General features: G+C 69.5%; 22 protein-coding genes. 18 read left to right on the top strand and 4 right to left on the bottom strand.

Features of this window, described 5'->3' with window-relative positions; all coding sequences use genetic code 11:
• The first annotated feature begins 4 nt into the window (after positions 1-4).
• Positions 5-1,120, top strand: a complete 1,116-nt coding sequence (gene dapC, locus ACFO8M_RS05735; protein ID WP_387971792.1) for a succinyldiaminopimelate transaminase — start codon at positions 5-7, stop codon at positions 1,118-1,120.
• Between the two features lie 55 nt (positions 1,121-1,175).
• Here the strand turns inward: dapC and ACFO8M_RS05730 are convergent, their stop codons facing one another.
• On the bottom strand, positions 1,176-1,715 hold the full coding sequence (locus ACFO8M_RS05730; protein ID WP_387971789.1) for a hypothetical protein: 540 nt from the start codon (positions 1,713-1,715) through the stop codon (positions 1,176-1,178).
• Between the two features lie 323 nt (positions 1,716-2,038).
• Between ACFO8M_RS05730 and ACFO8M_RS05725 the strand changes: the two genes are divergently transcribed.
• The gene (locus ACFO8M_RS05725; RefSeq protein ID WP_387971786.1) at positions 2,039-5,047 is read left to right on the top strand and encodes an ATP-binding protein; all 3,009 of its coding nucleotides are present in this window, start codon (positions 2,039-2,041) and stop codon (positions 5,045-5,047) included.
• A gap of 65 nt (positions 5,048-5,112) precedes the next feature.
• Here the strand turns inward: ACFO8M_RS05725 and ACFO8M_RS05720 are convergent, their stop codons facing one another.
• From ACFO8M_RS05720 to ACFO8M_RS05710, 3 genes are all read right to left on the bottom strand, one after another.
• Positions 5,113-5,970, bottom strand: a complete 858-nt coding sequence (locus ACFO8M_RS05720; RefSeq protein ID WP_387971783.1) for an ABC transporter permease — start codon at positions 5,968-5,970, stop codon at positions 5,113-5,115.
• A 30-nt stretch (positions 5,971-6,000) separates the two neighbouring features.
• Positions 6,001-6,960, bottom strand: a complete 960-nt coding sequence (locus ACFO8M_RS05715; protein WP_387971780.1) for an ATP-binding cassette domain-containing protein — start codon at positions 6,958-6,960, stop codon at positions 6,001-6,003.
• Positions 6,961-7,080: 120 nt separating this feature from the next.
• Complete coding sequence (locus ACFO8M_RS05710) at positions 7,081-9,483, bottom strand: HAD-IC family P-type ATPase (protein ID WP_387971777.1); 2,403 nt, start codon at positions 9,481-9,483, stop codon at positions 7,081-7,083.
• A 167-nt stretch (positions 9,484-9,650) separates the two neighbouring features.
• On the opposite strand from ACFO8M_RS05710, the gene proS reads away from it, so the two are divergent.
• From proS to ACFO8M_RS05630, 16 genes are all read left to right on the top strand, one after another.
• A complete protein-coding gene (proS, locus tag ACFO8M_RS05705; RefSeq protein WP_387971774.1) occupies positions 9,651-11,057 on the top strand; it encodes a proline--tRNA ligase in 1,407 nt (468 codons plus the stop codon).
• Positions 11,058-11,218: 161 nt separating this feature from the next.
• Positions 11,219-11,704 (top strand): 30S ribosomal protein S16, encoded by a 486-nt coding sequence (gene rpsP, locus ACFO8M_RS05700; RefSeq protein WP_387971771.1) that lies wholly within the window; start codon positions 11,219-11,221, stop codon positions 11,702-11,704.
• Positions 11,704-11,937 (top strand): RNA-binding protein, encoded by a 234-nt coding sequence (locus ACFO8M_RS05695; protein ID WP_344469432.1) that lies wholly within the window; start codon positions 11,704-11,706, stop codon positions 11,935-11,937. The genes rpsP and ACFO8M_RS05695 overlap by 1 nt, the downstream gene beginning before the upstream one ends.
• Before the next feature lie 65 nt (positions 11,938-12,002).
• The gene (rimM, locus tag ACFO8M_RS05690) at positions 12,003-12,521 is read left to right on the top strand and encodes a ribosome maturation factor RimM (RefSeq protein ID WP_387971768.1); all 519 of its coding nucleotides are present in this window, start codon (positions 12,003-12,005) and stop codon (positions 12,519-12,521) included.
• On the top strand, positions 12,521-13,291 hold the full coding sequence (trmD, locus tag ACFO8M_RS05685; RefSeq protein WP_387971765.1) for a tRNA (guanosine(37)-N1)-methyltransferase TrmD: 771 nt from the start codon (positions 12,521-12,523) through the stop codon (positions 13,289-13,291). The genes rimM and trmD overlap by 1 nt, the downstream gene beginning before the upstream one ends.
• A gap of 88 nt (positions 13,292-13,379) precedes the next feature.
• Positions 13,380-13,727 carry a 50S ribosomal protein L19 gene (gene rplS / locus ACFO8M_RS05680; RefSeq protein ID WP_387971763.1) on the top strand — a complete coding sequence of 116 codons (348 nt, stop codon included), beginning with the start codon at positions 13,380-13,382 and terminating at the stop codon, positions 13,725-13,727.
• Positions 13,728-13,840: 113 nt separating this feature from the next.
• Complete coding sequence (gene lepB, locus ACFO8M_RS05675) at positions 13,841-15,055, top strand: signal peptidase I (protein WP_387971761.1); 1,215 nt, start codon at positions 13,841-13,843, stop codon at positions 15,053-15,055.
• Positions 15,052-15,747 (top strand): signal peptidase I, encoded by a 696-nt coding sequence (gene lepB / locus ACFO8M_RS05670; RefSeq protein ID WP_387971758.1) that lies wholly within the window; start codon positions 15,052-15,054, stop codon positions 15,745-15,747. The genes lepB (ACFO8M_RS05675) and lepB (ACFO8M_RS05670) overlap by 4 nt, the downstream gene beginning before the upstream one ends.
• 4 nt (positions 15,748-15,751) lie before the next feature.
• Positions 15,752-16,405: a ribonuclease HII gene (locus ACFO8M_RS05665; protein WP_387971755.1), complete on the top strand. Its 654-nt coding sequence runs from the start codon at positions 15,752-15,754 to the stop codon at positions 16,403-16,405.
• A 146-nt stretch (positions 16,406-16,551) separates the two neighbouring features.
• Complete coding sequence (locus tag ACFO8M_RS05660; RefSeq protein WP_091040324.1) at positions 16,552-16,854, top strand: DUF2469 domain-containing protein; 303 nt, start codon at positions 16,552-16,554, stop codon at positions 16,852-16,854.
• Positions 16,855-17,005: 151 nt separating this feature from the next.
• Positions 17,006-18,484, top strand: coding sequence for a sensor histidine kinase (locus tag ACFO8M_RS05655; protein WP_387971752.1), 1,479 nt, complete (start codon positions 17,006-17,008; stop codon positions 18,482-18,484).
• Positions 18,485-18,498: 14 nt separating this feature from the next.
• Entirely contained in the window at positions 18,499-18,663 is a 165-nt protein-coding gene (locus ACFO8M_RS05650; protein WP_387971750.1) for a hypothetical protein, read from the top strand.
• A gap of 199 nt (positions 18,664-18,862) precedes the next feature.
• Positions 18,863-20,539 carry a nitrite/sulfite reductase gene (locus ACFO8M_RS05645; RefSeq protein ID WP_387971747.1) on the top strand — a complete coding sequence of 559 codons (1,677 nt, stop codon included), beginning with the start codon at positions 18,863-18,865 and terminating at the stop codon, positions 20,537-20,539.
• Entirely contained in the window at positions 20,536-20,739 is a 204-nt protein-coding gene (locus ACFO8M_RS05640; protein ID WP_387971746.1) for a hypothetical protein, read from the top strand. The genes ACFO8M_RS05645 and ACFO8M_RS05640 overlap by 4 nt, the downstream gene beginning before the upstream one ends.
• Before the next feature lie 26 nt (positions 20,740-20,765).
• Positions 20,766-21,476, top strand: coding sequence for a phosphoadenylyl-sulfate reductase (locus tag ACFO8M_RS05635; protein WP_387971743.1), 711 nt, complete (start codon positions 20,766-20,768; stop codon positions 21,474-21,476).
• On the top strand, positions 21,469-22,236 hold the full coding sequence (locus tag ACFO8M_RS05630; protein ID WP_387971740.1) for a sirohydrochlorin chelatase: 768 nt from the start codon (positions 21,469-21,471) through the stop codon (positions 22,234-22,236). Before ACFO8M_RS05635 ends, ACFO8M_RS05630 begins: the two co-directional genes overlap by 8 nt.
• Positions 22,237-22,250: the final 14 nt, after the last annotated feature.

Genomic DNA, 22,250 nt, shown 5'->3' with positions numbered 1-22,250 from the left:
CGCGATGGCGCTGCGCCGTCTTCACAGCGCCTCTCCGGCCCGGCGGCTGCCGCGCTTCCCGTGGGACCGCATGGTCCCGTTCAAGGAACGCGCGGCGGCCCACCCAGGCGGGATCGTCGACCTCACCGTAGGCGCGCCCGTGGACGAGGTGCCCGAGTCGATCCGGCAGGCCCTCATCGAGGCGTCAGGCAGGCCCGGTTACCCGACGGTGGCCGGTCCGGCGGCACTGCGCGAGGCGATGCAGTCGTGGCTGCACCGCCACACCGGTGTGGCCGAGGACGTCGCGGTCCTGCCCACGGTGGGCTCCAAGGAACTGGTCGCGAACCTGCCGTTCCAGCTCGGCATCGGCCCCGGCGAGTCCGTGGCCTATCCCGAGATCGCCTACCCGACGTACGAGATCGGCGCGATCCTCGCCAAGGCCGAGGCGCTGCCGGTGGCCGACCCGCGCGACGCCGCCGGGTCCCGCCTGCGGCTGGCCTGGATCAACTACCCGACCAACCCGACCGGCGAGGTCGCCTCGGTCGAGTACCTGCGCGACCTGGTCCGCTGGGCCCGCGACAGCGGCGTGGCGCTCGCCAGCGACGAGTGCTATCTGACGCTCGGCTGGGACGAGGACCATCCGCCGGTCTCGATCCTCGACCCGCGCGTCAACGACGGCGACCTCACGGGTCTCCTTGCGGCGCACTCGCTTTCGAAGCGCTCGAACCTGGCCGGATACCGCTCGGCGTTCCTCGCGGGGGATCCTGAGCTGATCGCCGACCTGCTGGAGATCCGCCGCCACTCGGGCTTCATGGTCCCGCTGGCGGTCCAGCAGGCCACGATCGCGGCCCTGCACGACGAGTCGCACGCGATCGAGCAGCGCGCCCGCTACGAGCACCGCCGCGGCGTGCTCCGCCAGGCGGTCGAGGCCGCCGGGTTCCGCATCGACCACTCGACCGCGGGCCTGTACCTGTGGGCCACGCGCGGCGAGGACTGCTGGGACAGCGTGCAGTGGCTCGCCGAACGCGGCATCCTCGCGGCGGCGGGAGAGTTCTACGGCGCCAAGGGGAACCAGCATGTGCGCCTGTCCTTGACCGCCACGGACGAGGCGATCGCGGACGCCGCTCAGCGGCTCAAGTAACGCAGACACGACGAAGGGCCCGCGGCTGGAAGTCGCGGGCCCTGCTCGTTGCGCGCTAGGGCGCCGGGACCGGCAGCGGGTCGTTGACCGGCGGCTCGACCGGCGGCTCGACCGGCGGCTCGACCGGCGGGACACCCACCGGCGGCTCGACCGGCGGGACGTCGACTGGCGGCAGCAAGCCCTTGACGATCTCGACCACCTGCTTGCAGGTCTCGGTCAGCAACCCGACGTCGGGCACGGCAGGCAGCGGCGCATCGGTGCCCGGGTCCGGCAGCGGCAGACCGGGCAGCTGCTCCGCCTCGGCCGGCACGTCGGCCGGGGGCGGCAGTTGGGCGACGAGCCCCTGCAGCTCGGTGAGGCACGCTTCGAGATCGAGCAGCGCCGCCGGGTCGGGCAGCCCCGCGGGCGGATCCACCGGAAGGTCCGGCAGCTGCTCGGACTGGACCGTCTGCGCCGCGGTCTGGTCGATCTCGGCCGCGCTCACCGCAGGTGCGGCGGCGAGCATGGCGATCGGAACGGCGGCTCCGATGACGACTGTGCGCCAGGTCTTCTTGGTTTCCTTGGCTCGTTCGACTTTGAACATGGACTCTGCCATGAGGATTGCTCCCGTTGATCGTGGGCTTTCCCGGCTCAGGCGCGGTTTCGTGAACCGCCAATGGGGACGGATCGACCGCCCTTCGACACCGAGATGTCTACTTTCCGTAGCACTTTAAGTACCAATAGTGAGCAACGCATGGATTCGGTGAAATCAAACCGAACCTCTGTTGCACAAGTAAATCGATCAGGGGCCCGACCTCGGCGAACGACAGAACATGAGGTATTTCGTCTGATAGTCGACAATCGAACGAATCCTCGCCGCGGCGCCGATCCGTCCGGATCCCGATGGCACGTGTCGCACCCTTCGGCCACACTGGTCAGGTGACTGACTCGCTCCTGATCGGCCGCGACCACCCGGCCGCGGCCCTGCGCTCGGCCGTCGAACGCACCGTGTCCAGCCACGGCGGACTCGCCCTCGTCACCGGCGAGGCGGGCATCGGCAAGTCCACCCTGGTCACCGACGTAGCCGCCCGCCACCGCGGTGCGCTCACCGTGGCCTTCGCGACCTCCTGGGAATCCGAGGCCGTACCCGACCACTGGCTCTGGATCCAGGTCCTCCGGTCCCTGCGCGCCCAGCTCGGCGACGAGACCTGGCAGGACCTCCACCCCGCGCCCCCCGTCGACGCCCTCCTCGGCCAGGGCGACGGCTCCGCGCCCGCCCAGTTCGAGCTGTACGACGCCGTCACCCAGCTCTTGATCAGCGCCTCCCAGCGCGGCTCGCTCCTGATCGTCCTCGACGACCTCCACTTCGCCGACCCCGGCAGCCTCGAACTGCTCAAATTCGCCTCGCAGCACACCTGGTTCGAGCGCATCCTGTTCGTCGGCACCTACCGCGACTCCGAGATCGACCCCGGCCACCGCCTGCGCGCCCGGATGCTGCCGCTCGTCGCCAAAGCCACCGTGATCAGCCTCGAAGGACTCGACGAGGCCGGCGTCGCCGCGCTCATGCGCGCCACCGTGGGCGACGCGCCCGACGCCGCCACCGTCGCCGAGATCACCCGCCGCACCGGCGGCAACCCGTTCTTCGTCGAGCAGACCGCCCAGCTGTGGGCCTCCGGGCAGCGAGTGGACGCCACCACCGCCGGGATGCGCGACGCCCTCCAGCGCCGCATCGACCAGCTCCCCGCCCCGATCGCCCGGATGCTCACCCTCGCCTCGGTCGGCGGCCGCGAGTTCCACGCCGGCGTCATGTCCCAGGCCTCCGGGCTCGAACTGCACCGGATCGAATCCGCGCTCGACGCGGCCTGCCAGACCCGGCTCGTGCGCCGCGAGGCCGACCGGTACGTGTTCGTCCACGACCTCGTGCGCGAGACCCTCTACAACACGATGTCGAGCGAGGAGGCCGCCCACCACCACGGGTGCGTCGTGCGCGCCCTCGTCGCCGACGAGTCGCTGCAGAAGCTCATGCTCGCCACCGAGATCGCCCACCACGCGTGGCTCGCCGGGGACGACCTCGACCCCGAGATCGCCGTCGAGTTCCTCACATGCGCCGCCACCGAGTCCCGCGGCTGCCACAGCGCCGCCGGCGCCGAGAAGTACTACCGGCGCGCCCTCGAACGCTGCACCCCCGACATGGTGCGGCGCCGGGTCCTCCTCCGCCTCGAACTCGCCGGCACCGTCAAATGGCTGCAACGCGAAGAGGAGTCCTGGCGCCTCTACGACCAGGCCGTCCTCGAAGCGCGCGACTCCGGCGACCCGATGCTGCTGGCCCGCGCCGCCATCGAAGTGCCCCAGACCGAACGGCTCGACGCCCTGTGCCGCCTCAAAGCCGAGGCCTACGAGGCGCTCGCCGGGGAGCGCCCCGACCCCGGCCTCGACCACGACGAGCTGACCCGGCAGCTCAACTACCAGTTCCTCATGGCCGCCAGGAAGACCGGCGACGACGAGGACGTCGCCTTCGGGCTGTGGGCCACGCACTCGGTCAACTGGGGCCCGGGCACGGCCGCGGGCCGCCAGGTCATCGTCGAGGAGATCGACGAGATCACCAGGCGCAGCGGCGACCTCGACATGCGTCTGTTCGCCGCGTCTCTGCGCTGGGTCGCGATGCTCGAACAGGGCGACCCGGCCTACCGCGCCCAGGTCGACCTCTTCTGCGCCCTCGCCGAGAACAGCGACTCCGAGCGCTGGCGCAGCGGCGCCGACATCGACCTCGCGGTCATCGACATCGTGCAGGGCCGCTGGGACGCGGCCGCCGCGCGCATCGACGCGGCCTTCGCCCTCACCGGCGACGACCTGATGAACGGCCACATGATGCGCCACCTCCGGTGGGAGCTGGCGTTCGCGCGCGGCGAAACGCCCGAGCCGATCATGGACTCGTGGCGGACCTTCTTCGGGGTGTGGCACACCGACCTGCTCAGCGGCCTGAGCGCGCTGCGCCGCGGCGACCTCGACGAGGCCCGCCGGGCCATGTCCCGCGTCGAAGCCGCAGCCGACCCGCACGACGCCTGGATCTCCCTGCTCCTGCGGTTCGAAGTCGAACTCGCGGCCGCCGAAGGCGACACCGAAGCGATTGCCGCACTGCGCGAACGACTCGAACCCCACGAAGGCGAATGGCTCGTCGCCTTGTGGGGCACCAGCATCCACGGCCCCATCAGCCACTGGCTCGGCGTCCTCGCCGCCGCCTCCGGAGAGCCCGCGCGCGCTTCGAATCACTTCGCCGCCGCGATCGAGCAGGCCGAGCGGTTCGACGCGGCACCCTGGGCCGAAGCCGCCCGCACCGCCCTCGCCGCGCTCGCGGTCACCGCAGAACCGGAACCCAAGCGCGACAACACGACCGCCCCCGGTGCGCGCTTTCGCCGCGACGGCTCCACATGGCTACTCCGCTACGACGGCGCCATGATCCATCTCCCGCACACCAAAGGCCTCGCCGACCTGCACCGGCTCCTCCAGCAGCCGGGCATCGAAGTCAGCGCCGTCGACCTCCTCGATCCCGAAGGCGGCGAAGCGGTCACGGCCGACGCGCGCCTCGGCGGCGACGACCTCCTCGACGCCGAAGCCCGCGCCCGCTACCGCGACCACCTCGAAACCCTCGACGAGCAGATCGACACCGCCGCCGCACTCGGCGACGACGCCCGCGCGACCCGCCTCGACGCCGAACGCCAAGCCCTCATCGAACAGCTCAAAGCCGCCACCGGCCTTGGCGGACGCTCCCGCCGCCTCGGCGACAACGCCGAACGGGCCCGCAAGAGCGTCACCAACCGCATCCGCAACACCCTCAAGAAGATCGAAGCCGTCCACCCCGCGCTGGCCGCCCATCTCCACACTGCCGTCGCCACCGGTTCCGCCTGCGTCTACCGCCCGCAAGGCGAAGCGCCCCGATGGGAGCTGTGAACGCGGAAGGGGCCGGGCGGATCATTCGACCCGCCCGGCCCCGCCGGGTGTTTTTCGATGAAGCCTTATTTGCGGTTGTAGGCCCTGATCGTCAGGAACCCGAAGACCGCGATGAAACCGGCCGACCAGATCAGCGTCGTGGCCACCGAACCGGAGTCCACGTTGCCGTCGAACAGGCCCCGCACGCCGTCGACCAGCTGGCTGATCGGCGTGTTCTTCACGACCGGCTGCAGCCACCCGGGCATCGTCGCCGGGTCGACCATGATGTTCGACAGGAACGTCAGCGGGAACATGATCGACATCGAGATCGACATGACGGTCTTCTCCGACCGCGTGATCAGGCCCAGCCAGGTCCACACCCACGAGAAGGCGAAGCAGAACACCAGCAGCAGCGCCACGCCCGACAGCACCCCGACCGCCCCGCCGTCGGGCCGGTAGCCCATGAGCAGGCCCGTGCCGAACATGACCGCTCCGGCTGCGGCGTAACGGAACATGTCCGCCAGCAGGTACCCGACCATCGGCGCGGCCCGCCAGATCGGGAGCGTCCGGAACCGGTCCGACACGCCCTTGTTGATGTCGATGTTCACGCTCATGCCGGTGTAGATCGTGGTCATCACGATGCTCATCACCATGATGCCCGGCAGCAGGAACTGCAGGTAGGCGGTCGTGCCGCCCGCGATCGCACCGCCGAACAGGTACGTGAACATCAGCAGCATCATGATCGGGAAGACCAGGATGTCGCCCAACTGCTCCGGCACATGCTTGATCTTCAACATCGAACGCCAGGCGAACGCCCGCGCCGAGGCGAACGCACTCGGCGGCGCCGGTCGCTCCCCGGTGGCCAGCAGCCGGCGCAGGTGCTCCTTCTCGACCGGCGCCGGAGCGTCGACATCGGACTTCGTGTTGGGTTGCGTGACAGTCATTGCGATTTCCTTTCTTAAAGTCCGTGGTTCCTAGGCGTCGACTTTGTCGGTGAGGGCCATGAACACCTCGTCCAGGCTCGGCTGGCCGAGTGAGAAGTCGTCCACGAGGATGCCGGCGCGAGCCAGTTCGCCCAGGGCGTGCGAGCCCTGCTCGGCGGTGTCCAGGCCCGGAGCCAGGCGCGCGGTGAGCGCCACCGGGTCGTCGTCGAACGCGACCTCCCCGCTCAGCGCGTCGGTGAGCACCTTCTGCGCATGCTCGCGCTGGTCGGCGTGGTGCAGCCGCACCCGGATCGAGCCCGCGCCCACCGAGGACTTGAGCTGGCCGGGGGTGCCCTCGGCGATGACCTTGCCGGTGTCGATGACCGCGATGCGGCTCGCCAGTTGGTCGGCCTCCTCCAGGTACTGCGTCGTCAGCAGCACCGTGGTGCCCTCGCCGACGATCGTGCGGACCACGTCCCACACCTGGTTGCGGCTGCGCGGGTCCAGGCCCGTCGTCGGCTCGTCCAGGAACAGGAGCTTCGGCGTCACGATGATCGACGCCGCGATGTCCAAGCGCCGGCGCATGCCGCCCGAGTAGGCCTTCACCTGCTTGCCGCCCGCGGCGGTCAGCCCGAACGCCTCCAGCAGGTCCGCCGCGCGGTCACGCGAAGCGGGCTTGCCGTACCCGTACAGCCGCGACAGGAGGATCAGGTTCTCAACACCCGTGAGGTCCTCGTCGAGCGAGGCGTACTGCCCGGTCAGGCTCACCTGGGACCGCACCGACGCGGCGTCACCGATGAGGTCGCGACCGAACACGGTCGCGTTCCCCGCGTCCGGACGCAGCAGGGTGGCCAGCATCCGCACCGTGGTGGTCTTGCCCGCCCCGTTGGGACCGAGCACGCCGTACACCGTCCCGGCCGGGACATCGAGGTCCACGCCGTCAACGGCCTTGACGTCTTTGAAGTGCTTGACGAGCCCTTCGGCTCGGATCGCGAGGTCGCGCTGCGACATGTCCGCCTCCTGGATGAATCGTTCAGTTGCTCTCATCCAGAAGGCGCTACAGGAACGCCACGGCCCCCGCTACATCCGATGTAGCGGGGGCCTTTGGCTTTGCTCCTTAACAACACAGTGCTAATCGGCCAGGTGCTTCGGCCGCACCACCAGCCAGAACAGGAGCGCCGCCACGCCCGAGCCCACGGCGATCGCCGCCGCTGTGGTGTTCCATACGCCCGGGAGCTGCAGCTCGTAGAACTCGGCGAACGGCGGGACCGCCAGCACCGTCACGAACGCCGCCGCGCAGCCGCCCACCAGGAGCGCCTTCCACCACACGTACGGCTTAGCCACGATCGCCAGCGCCGTCAGCGCGAGGCAGAACAGCGTGATCGCAGCCGTGGTCTGCGGCAACTGCGAGTCCGTGCCGTCGTGCGCCAGCGACATCAGGTACACCACGAACGTGGGCACCGCGCAGCAGATCCCGGCCGGGATCGCGAACTTGAGCACCCGCTTCACGAAGTTCGGCTTCGCCTTCTCGAACGTCGGCGCGAGCGCCAGGAAGAACGCCGGGAGGCCGATCGTGAACAGGTTGATGAGCGACTGGTGGATCGGCAGGAACGGGTACGGCAGCGGGTCGTTCCCCGCCGCCCAGGCCGTGATCGCGCCGACCGCGATGAACAGGGCCAGCGAGATCGCGTACACGGTCTTGGTGAGGAACAGGTTCGAGACGCGCCCGATGTTCCCGAGGACCCGACGGCCCTCGTCGACCACGTGCGGCAGCGTCGCGAACTCGTCGTCGAGCAGCACCACCTGCGCGACCGAACGCGCCGCGGCCGAACCAGAGCCCATCGCGATGCCCAGGTCCGCGTCTTTGAGCGCCAGCACGTCGTTGACGCCGTCGCCGGTCATCGCCACGGTGTGGCCCCTTGACTGGAGCGCCTTCACGAACGCCTGCTTCTGGTGCGGCTTCACCCGTCCGAAGATCGTGGCCCGCTCGAGCAGGTCCGCGAGTTCCTCCGGGTCCTCGGGCAGCCGCCGAGCGTCCACGGTGTCTGCCGCGCCGTCCACGCCGAGCTGCGCGGCCACCGCGCCGACGGCGGCGGGGGAGTCGCCGGAGATGATCTTGACCGCGACGCCCTGCTCCTTGAAGTAGGCCAGCGTCGCCGCGGCCGTCTCGCGCAGGCGCTGGCGCAGGACCACGAGGGCCTGGGCCTTGACACCGGTCACGCCGCCGGTGGTCGAGGCCGATTCAGCCGTGACCAGGGCGAGGACGCGCAGGCCTTGGGCCGCGAGCATCTCCGCTTCGAGCGCGACGGGGTCGCCGGGTTCGAGGAGGATGTCGGGGGCGCCGAGGAGCCAGGTGCCGTTGTCGGTGAAGCGGGTGCCGCTCCATTTGCGGGCAGAGGAGAACGGCATGACGTCGATGACGCGCCAGTTCGGGTCGCCGATCTGCTTCTCGCGCAAGTGCTCCGCGACGGCCTGCATGGTCGGGTTGGGGCTGTCGTCGGCGGCGGCAAGCGCGGCGAGCGCCCTGTCCGCGGCCTCGCCGTCGGAACCGTTGATGGGCCGGACCTCGTCGACGTCCATGCCGCCTTCGGTGAGCGTCCCGGTCTTGTCGAGGCACAGCACGTCGGTGCGGGCGAGGCCTTCGATGGCGGGCAGTTCCTGGACGAGGCAGCGGCGCGCGCCGAGGCGGATGACGCCGACGGCGAACGCGACCGAGGTGAGCAGCACCAGGCCCTCGGGGATCATCGGCACGATCCCGGCGACCGTGCGGACGATGATCTGGCGCCAGTTGGCGGCGTCGGCGAGCTGGCTGATGATGAGCAGCAGCGCGATGGGCACGATGAGCCAGTTGATGAGCTTGATGAAGCGGTTGATGCCCTCGCGCAGCTCCGAGCGGGCCAGTGTGAACTTGCTGGCCTCCTCGACGAGCTTGGCGGCGTAGGAGTCCGCGCCGATCTGCTCGGCCCGGAAGAGCCCGGTGCCGGCGACGGCGAACGAACCGGAGCGGACCTCGTCGCCGGGGGTCTTCGCGACCGGGTCGGCCTCGCCCGTGAGCAGCGACTCGTCGATCTCCAGGTTGCGGGACTCGACCACGGGGCCGTCGACGACGATGCGGTCGCCGGGCTCGACGTAGACGAGGTCGTCGCGGACGATCCGGTTCGGCTCGATCTCCTGGATCTCGCCGTCGCGCAGGACCTTCGCGTTCGAGCGGTTCATCAGCGACAGCTTGTCGAGGGTGCGCTTGGCGCGCAGCTCCTGGATCGTGCCGATGGCGATGTTGGCGATGATGACGCCCGCGAACAGGCCCTGCTTCAAGCCCTCCAGCAGCCCGTCTTCTATCGCCGTGAAGCCGATCGCGATGGCGGCGAGCACGCCGATGACGGCGTTCAGCGGCGTGAAGAAGTTCGCACGGAGGATCGCGGAGAGCGGTCGGCTGGTGTGGCGCTTCGCCTCGTTGACGGCTCCGGCCTCGACGCGTTCGGCAACCTCGGCGGCCGTCAGGCCGCGGTCACCTGCCAGCATGGGTGTTGTCACGTCGACAGCTTATGCGACAGGTGCTGTTCTGTATCACCGCCGAAGGACCGAAGACGCCTTTTCGCGCCTCCTCCATTCGACCGATACGTTCGATCGCCGAGACGCGGCCCGCACACGCCCTAATCCGATTGCGGCCCGACCGGGGCCGACGCCTAGAATCGCTGATTATGGCCAATGTACTCACACCGCAGGGCGAGGATTTTCCTCGCTGGTACCAGGACGTCATCGCCAAGGCCCAGCTGGCCGAGAACGGCCCGGCGAAGGGCTCGCAGGTGATCCGACCGACCGGTTTCGCCCTGTGGGAGCGCATGGTCGACGAGATGGACGCCCGCATCAAGGAGACCGGCACGGAGAACGCCTCGTTCCCCCTGCTCATCCCCGAGTCCTACTTCACCCGCGAGGCCGACCACGTCGAGGGCTTCGCCCCCGAGCTGTGGATGGTCACGCACGGCGGCGGCAAGGAGCTCGAGGAGAAGCTGGCGATCCGGCCCACCTCCGAGACCATCATCGGCGAGTACATGGCGAAGTGGGTCAACTCGTACCGCGACCTGCCCCTGCTGCTCAACCAATGGTGCAACGTGATGCGCTACGAGCTGCGCACCCGCCTGTTCCTGCGCTCCTCGGAGTTCCTCTGGCAGGAGGGGCACACCGTCCACGAGACCTATGAGGACGCCCACGCGTTCACGCTGCGCATCCTCCACGACGTCTACGCCGACTTCATGGAGAACGTGCTGGCGCTGCCGGTGCTGCGCGGCATCAAGACCGAGGCCGAGCGCTTCGCCGGGGCCCTCAACACCTTCGCGGTCGAGGCCCTCATGCGCGACGGCAAGGCCCTCCAGATGGGCACCTCGCACGAGCTGGGCCAGAACTTCGCCAAGGCCTTCGACATCCAGTTCCAGGGCAAGGACGGCAAGCAGGCCCACGGCTGGACCACGTCGTGGGGCACCTCGACCCGCATGGTCGGCGGCCTCATCATGGGCCACGGCGACGACGCGGGCCTGCGCGTGCCGCCGAACCTCGCGCCCGTCCAGGCCCTCGTCATGGTCGTCAAGGACACCGACGAGGTGCAGGCCGCCGCGAAGAAGGTCTACGACGAGCTCAAGGGCGACGGCGTGCGCGTCAAGCTCGACCACCGCGGCGACGTGGCCTTCGGCCGCCGCGCCGTGGACGCCGAGCTCAAGGGCTACCCCGTGCGCATCGAGATCGGCCCCCGCGACCTCAAGAACGGCGAGGCCACGCTGGTCAGCCGCGTCGAGGGCACGAAGCAGACCGTCCCGCTCGGGATGCTCGCCGAGGCCGTCGCCGCCGCGCTCCAAGGCGCCCAGGACCAGCTGTGGGACGAGGCCGTGGGACGCCGCGAGTCGCTCACGCACGACGTGTCCACCGTCGAGGAAGCGGTCGAGGCCGCCCAGACCGGTTACGCCCGCCTGCCCTGGGACGCCTGCGGCGTCGAAGGGGAGACGAAGGCCGCCCAGTCCGCGGTGACCGTGCGCGTCCTCCAGCGCGAGGACGGCACCGTGCCGGACTCCCTGGATGAGTCCGGTCTCATCGCCTACCTGGCGCGGTCGTACTGATCGCCCGATGCGCTAGACTCGGTCGCTGTACATGAGCTTTGGGACGGAAGCCCTCTCAACTACCGTGACGCAAGGCCAAGTTTCAGTGCGAACACCATCTGGAGTAATTCCCCTGGGCGGTGCGCGCACTAACGTGATCCTTACTACAGGAGTAACAAAACGTGGCAGTTAAGATTCGCCTCACGCGAATGGGGAAGATCCGTACTCCCCAGTACCGAATCGTCATCGCCGACTCGCGCGTCAAGCGCGACGGCAAGGTCATTGAGAACGTCGGGATCTACCACCCGAAGGAGAACCCGTCCCGGATCGAGGTCAAGTCCGACCGCATCCAGCACTGGCTCTCGGTGGGCGCCCAGCCGTCCGAGACCGTCAAGGCCATCCTTCGCAAGACCGGCGACTGGCAGCAGTTCAAGGGCCTGCCCGCGCCGGCCCCGCTGAAGGTCGCCGAGCCGAAGCCCGAGAAGGAATCCCTGTACGTGGCCGCCCTCAAGGAGTCGGGTATCGACCCCTCGAAGGCCTACGTCTCGGAGGAGGCCGCCAAGGCCGCGCCGAAGTCGAAGAAGTCCGCCGCCAAGGCCGACGAATCGGCTAAGACTGAAGAGGTCGAGGCCACCGCCGACGAGGCCTCTGAGACCAAAGGGGAGTAATCGTGCTGCGACCGGCGCTTGAACACCTTGTCAAAGGCATCGTCGACAATCCTGACGATGTTCGTGTCCGTCTGGTCGACTCCCGCCGCGGTAAGCGGCTCGAGGTCCGGGTCAACCCGGACGACCTCGGCACGGTGATCGGCCGTGGCGGCCGCACCGTGAACGCGCTGCGCCAGGTCATCGGCTCGATCGGCGGCAAAGGCATTCGTGTCGAAGTCGTCGATTCCTACTGAGTCATTCGGAACGGCCCCGAGGTGTGACCTCGGGGCCGTTCCGTTGTTCTGAGAAGAAGGTTGCAATGCCAGAGCTAGTGGTCGGCCGGATCGTGCGCCCGCACGGGCTGCGCGGCGAGGTCGTCGTCGAGGTCCGCACCGACGATCCCGAAACGCGCTTCCAGCCCGGCACGGAGTACCGGACCAAGGGCGGCCAGCTCAAGGGCGCGCCGCTCAAGGCCGTCACGGTGCGCTGGCACCAGGGCCGGCCCATGATCGGCTTCGAGGGCCACTCGGATCGCAATGCGTCCGAACTGCTGCGCGGGGTCGTCCTCAGCGTCGAGATCGACGAAGAGGAACTCGTCGCCGAAGAGGACGAGGTGCACGACACGCTGCTCATCGGCCTCACGGTCGTCGACCGCGAAGCGGGCGAGATCGGCACGGTCGCCCGCGTCGACCACGGCGCCGCCTACGAGACGCTCGTCGTCAAGCGCAAGGGCCAGACCCCGGCGCTCATCCCGTTCGTCGCCGACATGGTCGTCGAAGTGGACGTCGAGGCCGGGACGATCAGCGTCGACCTGCCGCCGGGCCTGCTGGAGCTGTAATGCGCATCGACGTGGTCACGGTGTTCCCCGAATACCTTCAGCCGCTTGACCTCTCGCTCATCGGCCGCGCCCGCGAGCGCGGGATGCTCGACCTCAACGTGCACGATCTGCGCCGCTGGACCCACGACGTCCACCACTCCGTGGACGACTCGCCCGCCGGCGGCGGAGCCGGGATGGTCATGAAGCCGCAGCCCTGGGGCGAGTGCTTCGACGAACTCATCCCCACCGACGTCAAGCCGCGCCTGCTCGTGACCAGCCCCGCGGGGCGTCCCTTCACGCAGGCGATGGCGCACGAGCTGGCGGCCGAGCCGTGGCTCATGTTCGCCTGCGGCCGTTACGAGGGCATCGACCAGCGCGTGGTCGACTACGCCGCCGAGCGGATGGAGGTCACCGAGGTCTCCATCGGCGACTACGTGCTCTTCGGCGGGGAGGTCGCGGTCCTCGCGATCATCGAGGCCGTGACCCGGCTCGTGCCCGGCGTCCTCGGCAACGCCGCGTCGCTCGACGACGAGTCGCACAACGACGGTCTCCTGGAGGCCCCCGCCTACACGCGCCCGGCCGAATGGCGCGGCCACGAGGTGCCGCCCGTCCTCCTCTCGGGGGACCATGGCAAGGTCGCTCGCTGGCGGCGTGACCAGGCACTCCTGCGCACCGCGCAGGCCCGCCCGGACTTGTTGGAGGGCCTCGATCGGGGTAGCCTCGACAAACGTGACCGGCTCCTCCTCGAGGAGGCCGGGTTCGCCGTGCCCGAGCAGGGTGTGGCAGAGTAGGTGAGTTCCCGTGACGTGCCGTTCGTTCAAGCGGTACCTCTCTCGGCTCGAACTTCTGAGCTTTATTTATCGACGAGGGTTGTAAACCATGAACATTCTGGATGAGCTGAACGCCGCCTCCATGCGCGCCGACGTGCCGGACTTCCGTCCCGGTGACACCGTCAAGGTGCACGTCCGAGTCCAGGAAGGCGCCCGGTCCCGTGTCCAGGTGTTCCAGGGCGTCGTCATCCGCCGCCACGGCGCGGGCATCGGCGAGACCTTCACGGTCCGCAAGCTGAGCTACGGCATCGGCGTCGAGCGCACCTTCCCGGTGCACGGCCCCATGGTCGACTCCATCGAGATCGCCATGCGAGGCAAGGTCCGCCGCGCGAAGCTGTACTACCTGCGCGACCGCAAGGGCAAGGCCGCCAAGATCAAGGAGAAGCGCGAGCTCTAAGCCGCACCCTTGGCGAAGCTTGCGAGCCATGAATCTGCACAGTGACTTTTGGAGGACCCCGGGCATTGTCCCGGGGTTTTTCCTTGTCTGCGAACTTCGGATACCCTCAGCACATGAGTCCTGGTACCCCCGGCGGGGCGAAGGGCCCTCGCCGCATCGACTGGGACCGCCTCCCCGGTCCAGGCGGACCGGGCACCCCGCCGCCGCCCCCCGACGCCTCGCGGCGCCCCGGTGCGGGCCTGCCGCGCGGTCCCGTCGCCGGCGGCACCGACCAGACCCACCGGCTCCGCGACGACCTCGACGCGACCCGCAGTTTCCGCCGGCCCGAAGGCCCCACCGCGGCCCATGACCGCGTGGCCGCCGAACGCGAACGCGTGAGCGCCGCCGTCGAGCACGCCACCGGCTCCCATGACGAGGTCTCCGGCGAGCACCCGACCGGTGAGCGCATGGGCGGCAAGGGAACCGAGAGCCGCCTCTCGCAGCCGCACAAGCGCCAGTACCTGTCGCTGTGGGTCGAGCTGCCGCTGCTGCTCGTCATCGCGTTCTCCGCGGCCGTGCTGCTGCGCACGTTCGCCGTGCAGCCCTTCTACATCCCCTCCGGTTCGATGGAGGAGACCCTTAAAGAGGGCGACAAGGTCCTCGTCCTCAAGCTGACCAACACGATGCGCACGCCGCAGCGCGGCGAGGTCGTGGTCTTCCGCGGCACCGACTCCTGGGACCCCGAGTACCGGCCCGCCGCTGGCGACGAAGGCGCGTTCTCGAGCTTCACCACCGGCGTCCTCGACCTCATCGGCCTCGCGAAGCCCAACGAGAAGGACTTCATCAAACGGGTGATCGCCGTCGGCGGCGACACCGTCTCCTGCTGCGACGCGGACGGCAACGTCGTCGTCAACGGCGTCTCCCTCCACGAGGAGGCGTACGTCTTCGAGAACTCGCCGCTCGAGATCGAGCCCGGCGTCTGCGGCGCGCGGCGCTTCGAAGAGATCACCGTGCCCGACGGCGAAGTGTGGGTCATGGGGGACCACCGCGGCGACTCCTCGGACTCGCGGTGCTCGGGCCCGGTGCCCGTGGAGAACATCATCGGCCGCGCCATCGCCCTCGTCTGGCCGACCGACCGCGCCCGGGAACTCGAGATTCCTGATGCCTTCGACGCCCTCGACGGCACCACCGGAACGACCGCCCCGGAGGGCGAACAGTCCGCCTCCGGCCTGGTCGGCGACGGTGTCCCGGTGGCCTGGAACACCCGCTGGCAGCAGCCGCCTTCCTTGCCCGGCACGGTGATGCTGACCCATGAGGCCAGAGCGCGAGCGCGTAGACTCGCACCGTGATCGAAGAAGGGCAAGCGCCCGGCGCCGACGGTGAGAGCGCCGAGGAAACCTCCGAAGAACAGCAGCCCAAGAAGAAGGGGTCGTTCTGGAAGGAACTGCCGATCCTCCTGGGCGTCGCCATTCTCGTGGCGATCGTCGTGAGGACCTGGGTCGTGCAGACCTATTACATCCCCTCGGGCTCGATGGAGAACACCCTCCTGATCAACGACCGGGTGCTCGTCAACAAGCTCGTCTACGACTTCTCGGAGCCCGAACGCGGCGAGATCATCGTCTTCACCGCCCCCGAGTCCTGGCGCTCGGTGATGGAGGAGGACGAGTTCATCAAGCGGGTCATCGCCGTGGGCGGCGACCACGTCGTCGCCGACGAGGAAGGCCAGATCTCGGTCAACGGCGAGCCGCTGGAGGAAGAGTCCTATCTGTACACCAACCCGCTGACCGGCGAGCAGGACCTGCCCTCGCAGGACCCGTTCGACATCACCGTGCCCGAGGGGCGCCTGTGGGTCATGGGCGACCACCGCTCGGCCTCGGGCGACTCGCGGGAGCGGTACATCCGCACCGGCGGTGACGTGGAGTCCTCGACGATCCCGGTCGACGCGGTCATCGGGAAGGCCTTCGTGCTGTTCTGGCCCGTCGACGACTTCACCTGGTTCAAGATCCCGGTCACCTACGACGACGTTCCCGCGCCATCCTAGAAGTATGCTCCGTCCCGATTCCTCCAGGCTCAGGCGCGACAGCGACCTGTACGCGCTGGAGGCCGCGCTCCTGCGGCGCGGCCTCGGCCCGGTGGCCGGGACGGACGAGGCCGGGCGCGGCGCCTGCGCGGGGCCGCTGGTCGTCGCGGCGGTGAGCCTGCCGCCGAGCGCGCGGCTTCCCGAGCTCAACGATTCGAAGCTGCTCACCGAGGCCGCCCGCGAACGCGTCTTCGAGCGGTTGCAGCGCTCGCGGGCCGCGATCAGCGTGGTGGTCTACGGGCCCGGAGAGATCGACCGTCGCGGCATCGCCGTGTGCAACCTCGAGGGCATGCGCGTCGCGGTGGCGCGCCTGCCCGAGCGGCCCGGATACGTGCTCACCGACGGATTCCCGGTGCCGGGCCTGCCCGGCAGCCTCGGGGTGGTCAAGGGCGACCGGACGGCCGCGTGTGTGGCGGCGGCCGGCGTGGTCGCCAAGGTCACGCGGGACCGGATCATGACCGAGCTCGACCTGGTCTACCCGGATTATGGATTCGCCATCCACAAGGGATATAGCACCGCCGTCCACGAGGAGGCGCTCCGCCGCTTCGGTCCCTGTGGGGAGCACCGCAAGTCGTATGCGAACGTCGCGGCGCACATCGACGCCGACGTCCACGTGTGACCGGGTCTCGCGGGACCGTCCAGGGTGCGATCGGGACCGCGCGGGCGGCACTGAATTACGGCTCCGCAAGCGTTCGCTGAGAGAGCCGCGAGCGAGGCGGGGCACCCGCGCACTATCGTGGGAACCGTCGTTGAGAAGGAGGAGCGTTGAGCGCCGAGGACCTCGAGAAGTACGAGACCGACATGGAGCTGCAGCTGTACCGGGAGTACCGGGACATCGTGCGGCAGTTCACCTACGTTGTCGAGACCGAGCGGCGGTTCTACCTGGCGAACGCGGTCGAAGTCCACGTGCGGGGGGCCGACGCCGAGACCTACTTCGAGGTCGAGATGAGCGACGCGTGGGTCTGGGACATGTACCGCCCGGCCCGCTTCGTCAAGCACGTACGGGTCCTGACCTTTAAAGATGTCAACGTCGAGGAACTGGACAAGCCCGACATGACGCTTCCTTAGTCGTCCGGATTGCGCGCCCCGTCCTCCGCGGCGGGGCTTTTCGCTGCAGTATCGGCGAACGCTTGCGTAACTGTGATCGTGCTCAGCGACCTGCGCCGGTGCGCCTCTGAGGACGAGGACCGCGGCCCGTACCGCCGCTACTATTGGTCGGGTGTCCACACTCCGCGACGTCATCAGCGCGCACACCGACCTCACCTCGAACTCCGCGGCCCACCTGCAGCGGCTCGTGGCCGAATGGCAGCTCCTCGCCGACCTCTCGTTCGCCGACTTCCTGCTCTGGGGCGCCGTCAAGGACCACCCCGGCCGGTACGTCTGCCTCGCCCAGGTCCGGCCCACCACGGGCCCGACCGCTTACGAGGAGGACCAGGTCAACCGCATCCTCGAAGGCGAGGACGCGCAGCACCTGCACGTCGCCTTCACCGAGGGCCGGATCTTCCGCGAGGGCGACCCGGTCTGGCGCGGCGACGTCGCCGCCCGCCATGAGGCCATCCCGGTGCGCCGCCGCGACCGCCGCGAAGTCATCGCCGTGGCCGCCCGCGACACCAACCTCTCGGACACGCGCAGCCCCTCCCACCTGGAACTGAACTACCTCAAGACCGCCGACTACCTCGTCCAGATGCTCACCGACGGCGGCTTCCCGCCGCCGCTGCTGCCCGGCGAGCCGACCACCGCGCCGCGCATCGGCGACGGCCTGGTCCGCATCGGCTCCGACGGCCTCGTCCGCTACGCCTCGCCGAACGCGCTCTCCGCCTACCGCCGCATGGGCGTCACCGGCCACCTGCGCGACCGCGACCTCGCCGAGCTCACCCGCAGCCTGCCCTCCAACGCCGGCATCGGCGCCGACGCGGCCCGCCGCATCGCCGACGCCCTCGCCGGAGGCACCCCGCGCCGCAAGGAGATCGAAGCCAAGGGCGCCACCGTGCTTATGCGCGCCCTGCCGCTGCGCCCCGGCGGCAAGGCCGCCGGCGCGCTCGTGCTCGTCCGCGACATCACCGAGGTCCGCCGCCTCGACCGCGAGCTCGTCACCAAGGACGCGACGATCCGCGAGATCCACCACCGCGTCAAGAACAACCTCCAGACCGTGGCCGCGCTCCTGCGCCTCCAGGCCCGCCGCGTCGGCTCCCCGCAGGCCCGCCAGTCCCTCGAAGAGTCCGTGCGCCGCGTCTCGTCGATCGCGCTGGTCCACGAGACCCTTTCGCAGTCCGGCGACGAGTCGGTCGGCTTCGACCAGATCGTCGACCGCGTCGCCTCCATGGCCGTCGAGGTCTCCGTCGCCGAGTCGAAGGTGACGCTCCGCCGCGAGGGCACCTTCGGGGTCCTGCCCAGCGAATACGCGACCCCGCTCGTCATGGTCGTCAACGAGCTCATCCAGAACGCCGTCGAGCACGCCTACCCGCCCGGCCAGGACGGCGAGGTCGTCATCAACGTCGCCCGCGACGGCGACCACCTCCGCGTCACCGTCTCCGACCAGGGCAAAGGCCTGCCTGAGGGCTTCCGCATCGCCGACTCCACGCGCCTCGGCCTCCAGATCGTGCACACGCTGGTCACGGGCGAGCTCCGCGGCACCATCGACATGCGCCCGCGCCCCGAAGGCGGCACCGAAGCCGTCGTCGACTTCGCTCTGCAGTGACGAAGGAACGGAAGGTGCGAAGCAAATGGCACAGCGCCCTCCAACAACCTGAGCTGAAGTCCGGGATGAACGACGACCAGGACCGCCGCGCCCCCGCCGCCTCCACCGACATGTTCCCCGCCAACGTCCGCTCCTCCGGCACTCGTCCCTGTGTCGCGGCCGCCTCATTCGGCGTGTGAGGGGGACGTCCACGCACCGGGACGGTGGATGCCGATGTCTGAGATGTGTGGCATGCTTGCAGGCATGTCTCTCGCACACGGGCTCCGACTGGTGGCACGCCGCCACGTCGACCTCTGCCGTGTGTTCAGCGCCGCCTGTCTTATGTGCGCTTAATCCTTCCGGCAGTCTGCCGTCGAACCACGCCACACCTGTGTCCGCATGAGGAGAACTGTGCCAACGCCAACGCGCAAACCGTCCCGCCCGAAGGGCCAAGGCCAGTGGGCCATGGGCCACCGGGAGCCGCTCAACAAGAACGAGCAGTCCAAGAAGGACGACAACCCGCTCAACGTGCGGCAGCGCATCGAGGGCGTCTACGCCCACCGCGGCTTCGATTCGATCGACCCCGCCGACCTGCGCGGACGCTTCCGCTGGTGGGGGCTCTACACCCAGCGCAAGCCCGGCATCGCCGGCGGCAAGACCGGCATCCTCGAAGAGGAGGAGCTGGACGACAAGTACTTCATGATGCGCGTGCGCATGGACGGCGGCCAGCTCAACCTGGCCCAGCTGCGCACCATCGCGGGGATCTCCAAGGAGTTCGGCCGCGACACCGCCGACGTCACCGACCGCGAGAACGTCCAGTACCACTGGATCCGCGTCGAGGACGTCCCGGAGATCTGGCGCCGCCTCGAGGCCGTCGGCCTCGACACGCAGGAGGCCTGCGGCGACTGCCCGCGCGTCATCCTCGGCTCGCCCGTGGCCGGCGTCTCGACCGATGAGGTCATCGACGCCACCCCGCAGATCCAGGAGATCTACGACCGCTTCATCGGCGACCGCAGCCTCTCGAACCTGCCGCGCAAGTTCAAGTCGACGATCGGCTGGCTGCCCGACAGCCCGTACGAGACGAACGACATCTCGCTCATCGGCGCGCACCACCCCGAGTTCGGCCCCGGCTTCGACCTGTACGTCGGCGGCGGCCTCTCCACGAACCCGATGTTCGCCCCTCGCTTGGGCGTCTGGGTCTCCCAGGACGACATCGTCGAGGTCTGGGTCAACGTGGTCCGGATCTTCCGCGACTGGGGCTACCGCCGCCTGCGCACCCGCGCGCGCCTGAAGTTCCTCGTCAAGGACTGGGGCGCCGAGAAGTTCCGCGAAGTCCTCGAGTCCGAGGCGTACCTCGGCCGCAAGCTGCCCGACCTGGACCAGCCGCCGGTCCCCGAGAAGCTCATCGACCACATCGGCGTCCACGAGCAGAACGACGGCAAGTTCTACATCGGCGTCGCCCCCGTCGTCGGCCGCGTCTCGGGCACCGTGCTCGACCAGCTCGCGGACATCGCCGAGAAGTACGGCTCCGACCGCGTCCGCGCCACGCCGCTCCAGAAGCTCCTGCTCCTGGACGTTCCCGGGGACCGGGTGCGCGAGGCCGTGGAGGACCTGCGGGCCATCGGCCTCGAGGCCGAGCCGTCCAACTGGCGGCGAAGCACCATGGCCTGCACCGGCATCCAGTTCTGCAAGCTCGCCATCGTCGACACCAAGGACCGCGCCCGCGACCTCGTCGCCGAGCTCGAGAAGCGCGTCCCCGAACTCGACACGCCGATCTCCATCCACGTCAACGGCTGCCCCAACGCCTGCGCCCGCACCCAGACCGGTGACATCGGTCTCAAGGGCCAGCTCGTCACCGACGAGCAGGGCGAACAGGTCGAGGGCTTCCAGGTCCACCTCGGCGGCGGCCACGCCGCCGCGGCGAGCCTGGGCCGCAAGGCCCGCGGCCTCAAGGTCGCCTCGGCCGACCTGGGCGACTATGTGGAACGGCTCACCCGCCGCTACCTGGCCGCCAGGTCAGACGGCGAGACCTTCGCTCAGTGGGTCCACCGCACCGAGGAATCGGAATTGCAGTGAGTGCCCGCGTCGTTCCCTACTACTGCCCCTACTGCGGCGAGGAAGACCTCACGCCGTACGAACCGGAGCCCGACAGCGACGTCGAGATCCGGGGCGGCTGGCATTGCGCGGACTGCACGCGCGTGTTCGCCGTCAAATACCACGGGATGGCGGCCGCAGCGACATTCGCGGCCCCGCCCACGGGCTCGACGCCCGAGTGAAGTACCCCCGATCGGAGTGAAGCAGCATGAGCAGCACAGGGAACCAGAGAGACCCCTTCGAACTCCGTGACCTCGCAATGGAAGCGGGGAAGCGCCTGGAGGACGCCACGGCCCACCAGATCCTGGAATGGGCCGTCGGCGAGTTCGGCGAGCGCTTCTGTGTGACCTCCTCGATGGCCGACGCCGCCGTGGTCCACCTCGCCAGCGAGGTCGCCCCCGGGATCGACGTCGTCTTCCTGGACACCGGTCTGCACTTCCCCGAGACCCTCGAAGTCCGCGACTTCGTGGCCGCCACGATGAACGTCAACGTCCGCTCGATCCAGCCCGACCAGTCGGTGCTGGAACAGGACGGCGAGTTCGGGCCGCGTCTGTTCGCCCGCTCCCCTGACGAATGCTGCTCGCTGCGCAAGGTCCTGCCGCTCAACGCGGCCCTGGCCGACTACGACGGCTGGGCCACCGGCCTGCGCCGCGACGAGGGCCCGAGCCGCGCCAACACGCGCGTCGTCGACTTCGACCTGTCCCGCCGCAAGGTCAAGGTCTCCCCGATCGCGAAGTGGACCGAGGCCGACCAGGAGGCGTACATCGAGCGCTACAACATCCCGGTCAACCCGCTGCTCAAGGACGGCTTCCGCTCGATCGGCTGCTGGCCGTGCACCCGGCGGACCGAGCCGGGCGAGGACCCGCGCGCCGGCCGCTGGGCCGCGTTCGACAAGACCGAATGCGGACTGCATGTCTGACGAAACCACGCTGGAACCCGACGCGGCCTTCGCGGCGTCGGATTCCAGCGTGTCGGCGTTCTCGGATCCCGAAGCGCCGTTCTCGGGGCCGCTGCGGCCGATCGTGCTGGTCGCCCACGGCAGCCCCGACCCGCGCTCCCCGGAGGCCGTCCGCGTCATCGCGCGGGCGGCCGGAGCGGACGTGGGCTTCCTGGAATTCAATGAGCCGCACCCGGTCGAGGTCCTGAGGGGCCTCGCCGACACCGGCGTCGGCGCCGCAGTGGCCTTGCCGCTGCTGCTGACCGACGCCTACCACTCCCGGACCGACCTGCCCGAGGTCGCCAAGCGCGCAGAGGAGTCCCGCCCGGGCCTCGCGGTCGCGGTGGCCCGCCCGGTGGGAGACCTGACGCTCGCGAAGGCGCTCGTCCGCGACCTGCCTTACGGCATCGACGGTCTGGTGGTCTGCGCCGCGGGCACACGCGTCGATGAGGGCCGCGAGCATGTGGCGGCCGTGGCCGCCGAAGCCGGCCGCCTGCTCGGCGTTCCGGCCGGACCGGGTTTCGCCTCGGGTCCCGGCCCGAAAGCGGGGGAGACCGTCGAAGCACTGAAAGCCCAAGGGGCCCAGCGCATCGCGGCGGTTTGCTACTTCATCGCACCGGGTCTGCTGTGCGACACGGCGGTCGCGTCCGCCCGCGAGGCCGGCATCGTCCACGTCGGCGAACCGCTCGGCACGGCACCGGAACTCATCGACCTCATCGCGAAGCGCGCCGCTGAGGCGTAAGCCTTTTCGTTGGC

This window comes from Glycomyces rhizosphaerae (genome assembly GCF_042647865.1).
Taxonomy (GTDB): Bacteria; Actinomycetota; Actinomycetes; order Mycobacteriales; family Micromonosporaceae; genus Glycomyces; species Glycomyces rhizosphaerae.
This window is presented reverse-complemented; position numbering and strand designations above follow the sequence as displayed.

What these genes read in the sequence shown, in the direction of transcription:
- dapC (WP_387971792.1), top strand. Translation starts at nt 5, where the DNA reads ATGGCGCTGCGCCGTCTTCACAGCGCCTCTCCGGCCCGGCGGCTGCCG.
- ACFO8M_RS05730 (WP_387971789.1), bottom strand. Translation starts at nt 1,715, where the DNA reads ATGGCAGAGTCCATGTTCAAAGTCGAACGAGCCAAGGAAACCAAGAAG.
- ACFO8M_RS05720 (WP_387971783.1), bottom strand. Translation starts at nt 5,970, where the DNA reads ATGACTGTCACGCAACCCAACACGAAGTCCGATGTCGACGCTCCGGCG.
- ACFO8M_RS05715 (WP_387971780.1), bottom strand. Translation starts at nt 6,960, where the DNA reads ATGTCGCAGCGCGACCTCGCGATCCGAGCCGAAGGGCTCGTCAAGCAC.
- proS (WP_387971774.1), top strand. Translation starts at nt 9,651, where the DNA reads ATGGCCAATGTACTCACACCGCAGGGCGAGGATTTTCCTCGCTGGTAC.
- rimM (WP_387971768.1), top strand. Translation starts at nt 12,003, where the DNA reads ATGCCAGAGCTAGTGGTCGGCCGGATCGTGCGCCCGCACGGGCTGCGC.
- trmD (WP_387971765.1), top strand. Translation starts at nt 12,521, where the DNA reads ATGCGCATCGACGTGGTCACGGTGTTCCCCGAATACCTTCAGCCGCTT.
- rplS (WP_387971763.1), top strand. Translation starts at nt 13,380, where the DNA reads ATGAACATTCTGGATGAGCTGAACGCCGCCTCCATGCGCGCCGACGTG.
- lepB (WP_387971761.1), top strand. Translation starts at nt 13,841, where the DNA reads ATGAGTCCTGGTACCCCCGGCGGGGCGAAGGGCCCTCGCCGCATCGAC.
- ACFO8M_RS05665 (WP_387971755.1), top strand. Translation starts at nt 15,752, where the DNA reads ATGCTCCGTCCCGATTCCTCCAGGCTCAGGCGCGACAGCGACCTGTAC.
- ACFO8M_RS05645 (WP_387971747.1), top strand. Translation starts at nt 18,863, where the DNA reads ATGAGGAGAACTGTGCCAACGCCAACGCGCAAACCGTCCCGCCCGAAG.
- ACFO8M_RS05635 (WP_387971743.1), top strand. Translation starts at nt 20,766, where the DNA reads ATGAGCAGCACAGGGAACCAGAGAGACCCCTTCGAACTCCGTGACCTC.
- ACFO8M_RS05630 (WP_387971740.1), top strand. Translation starts at nt 21,469, where the DNA reads ATGTCTGACGAAACCACGCTGGAACCCGACGCGGCCTTCGCGGCGTCG.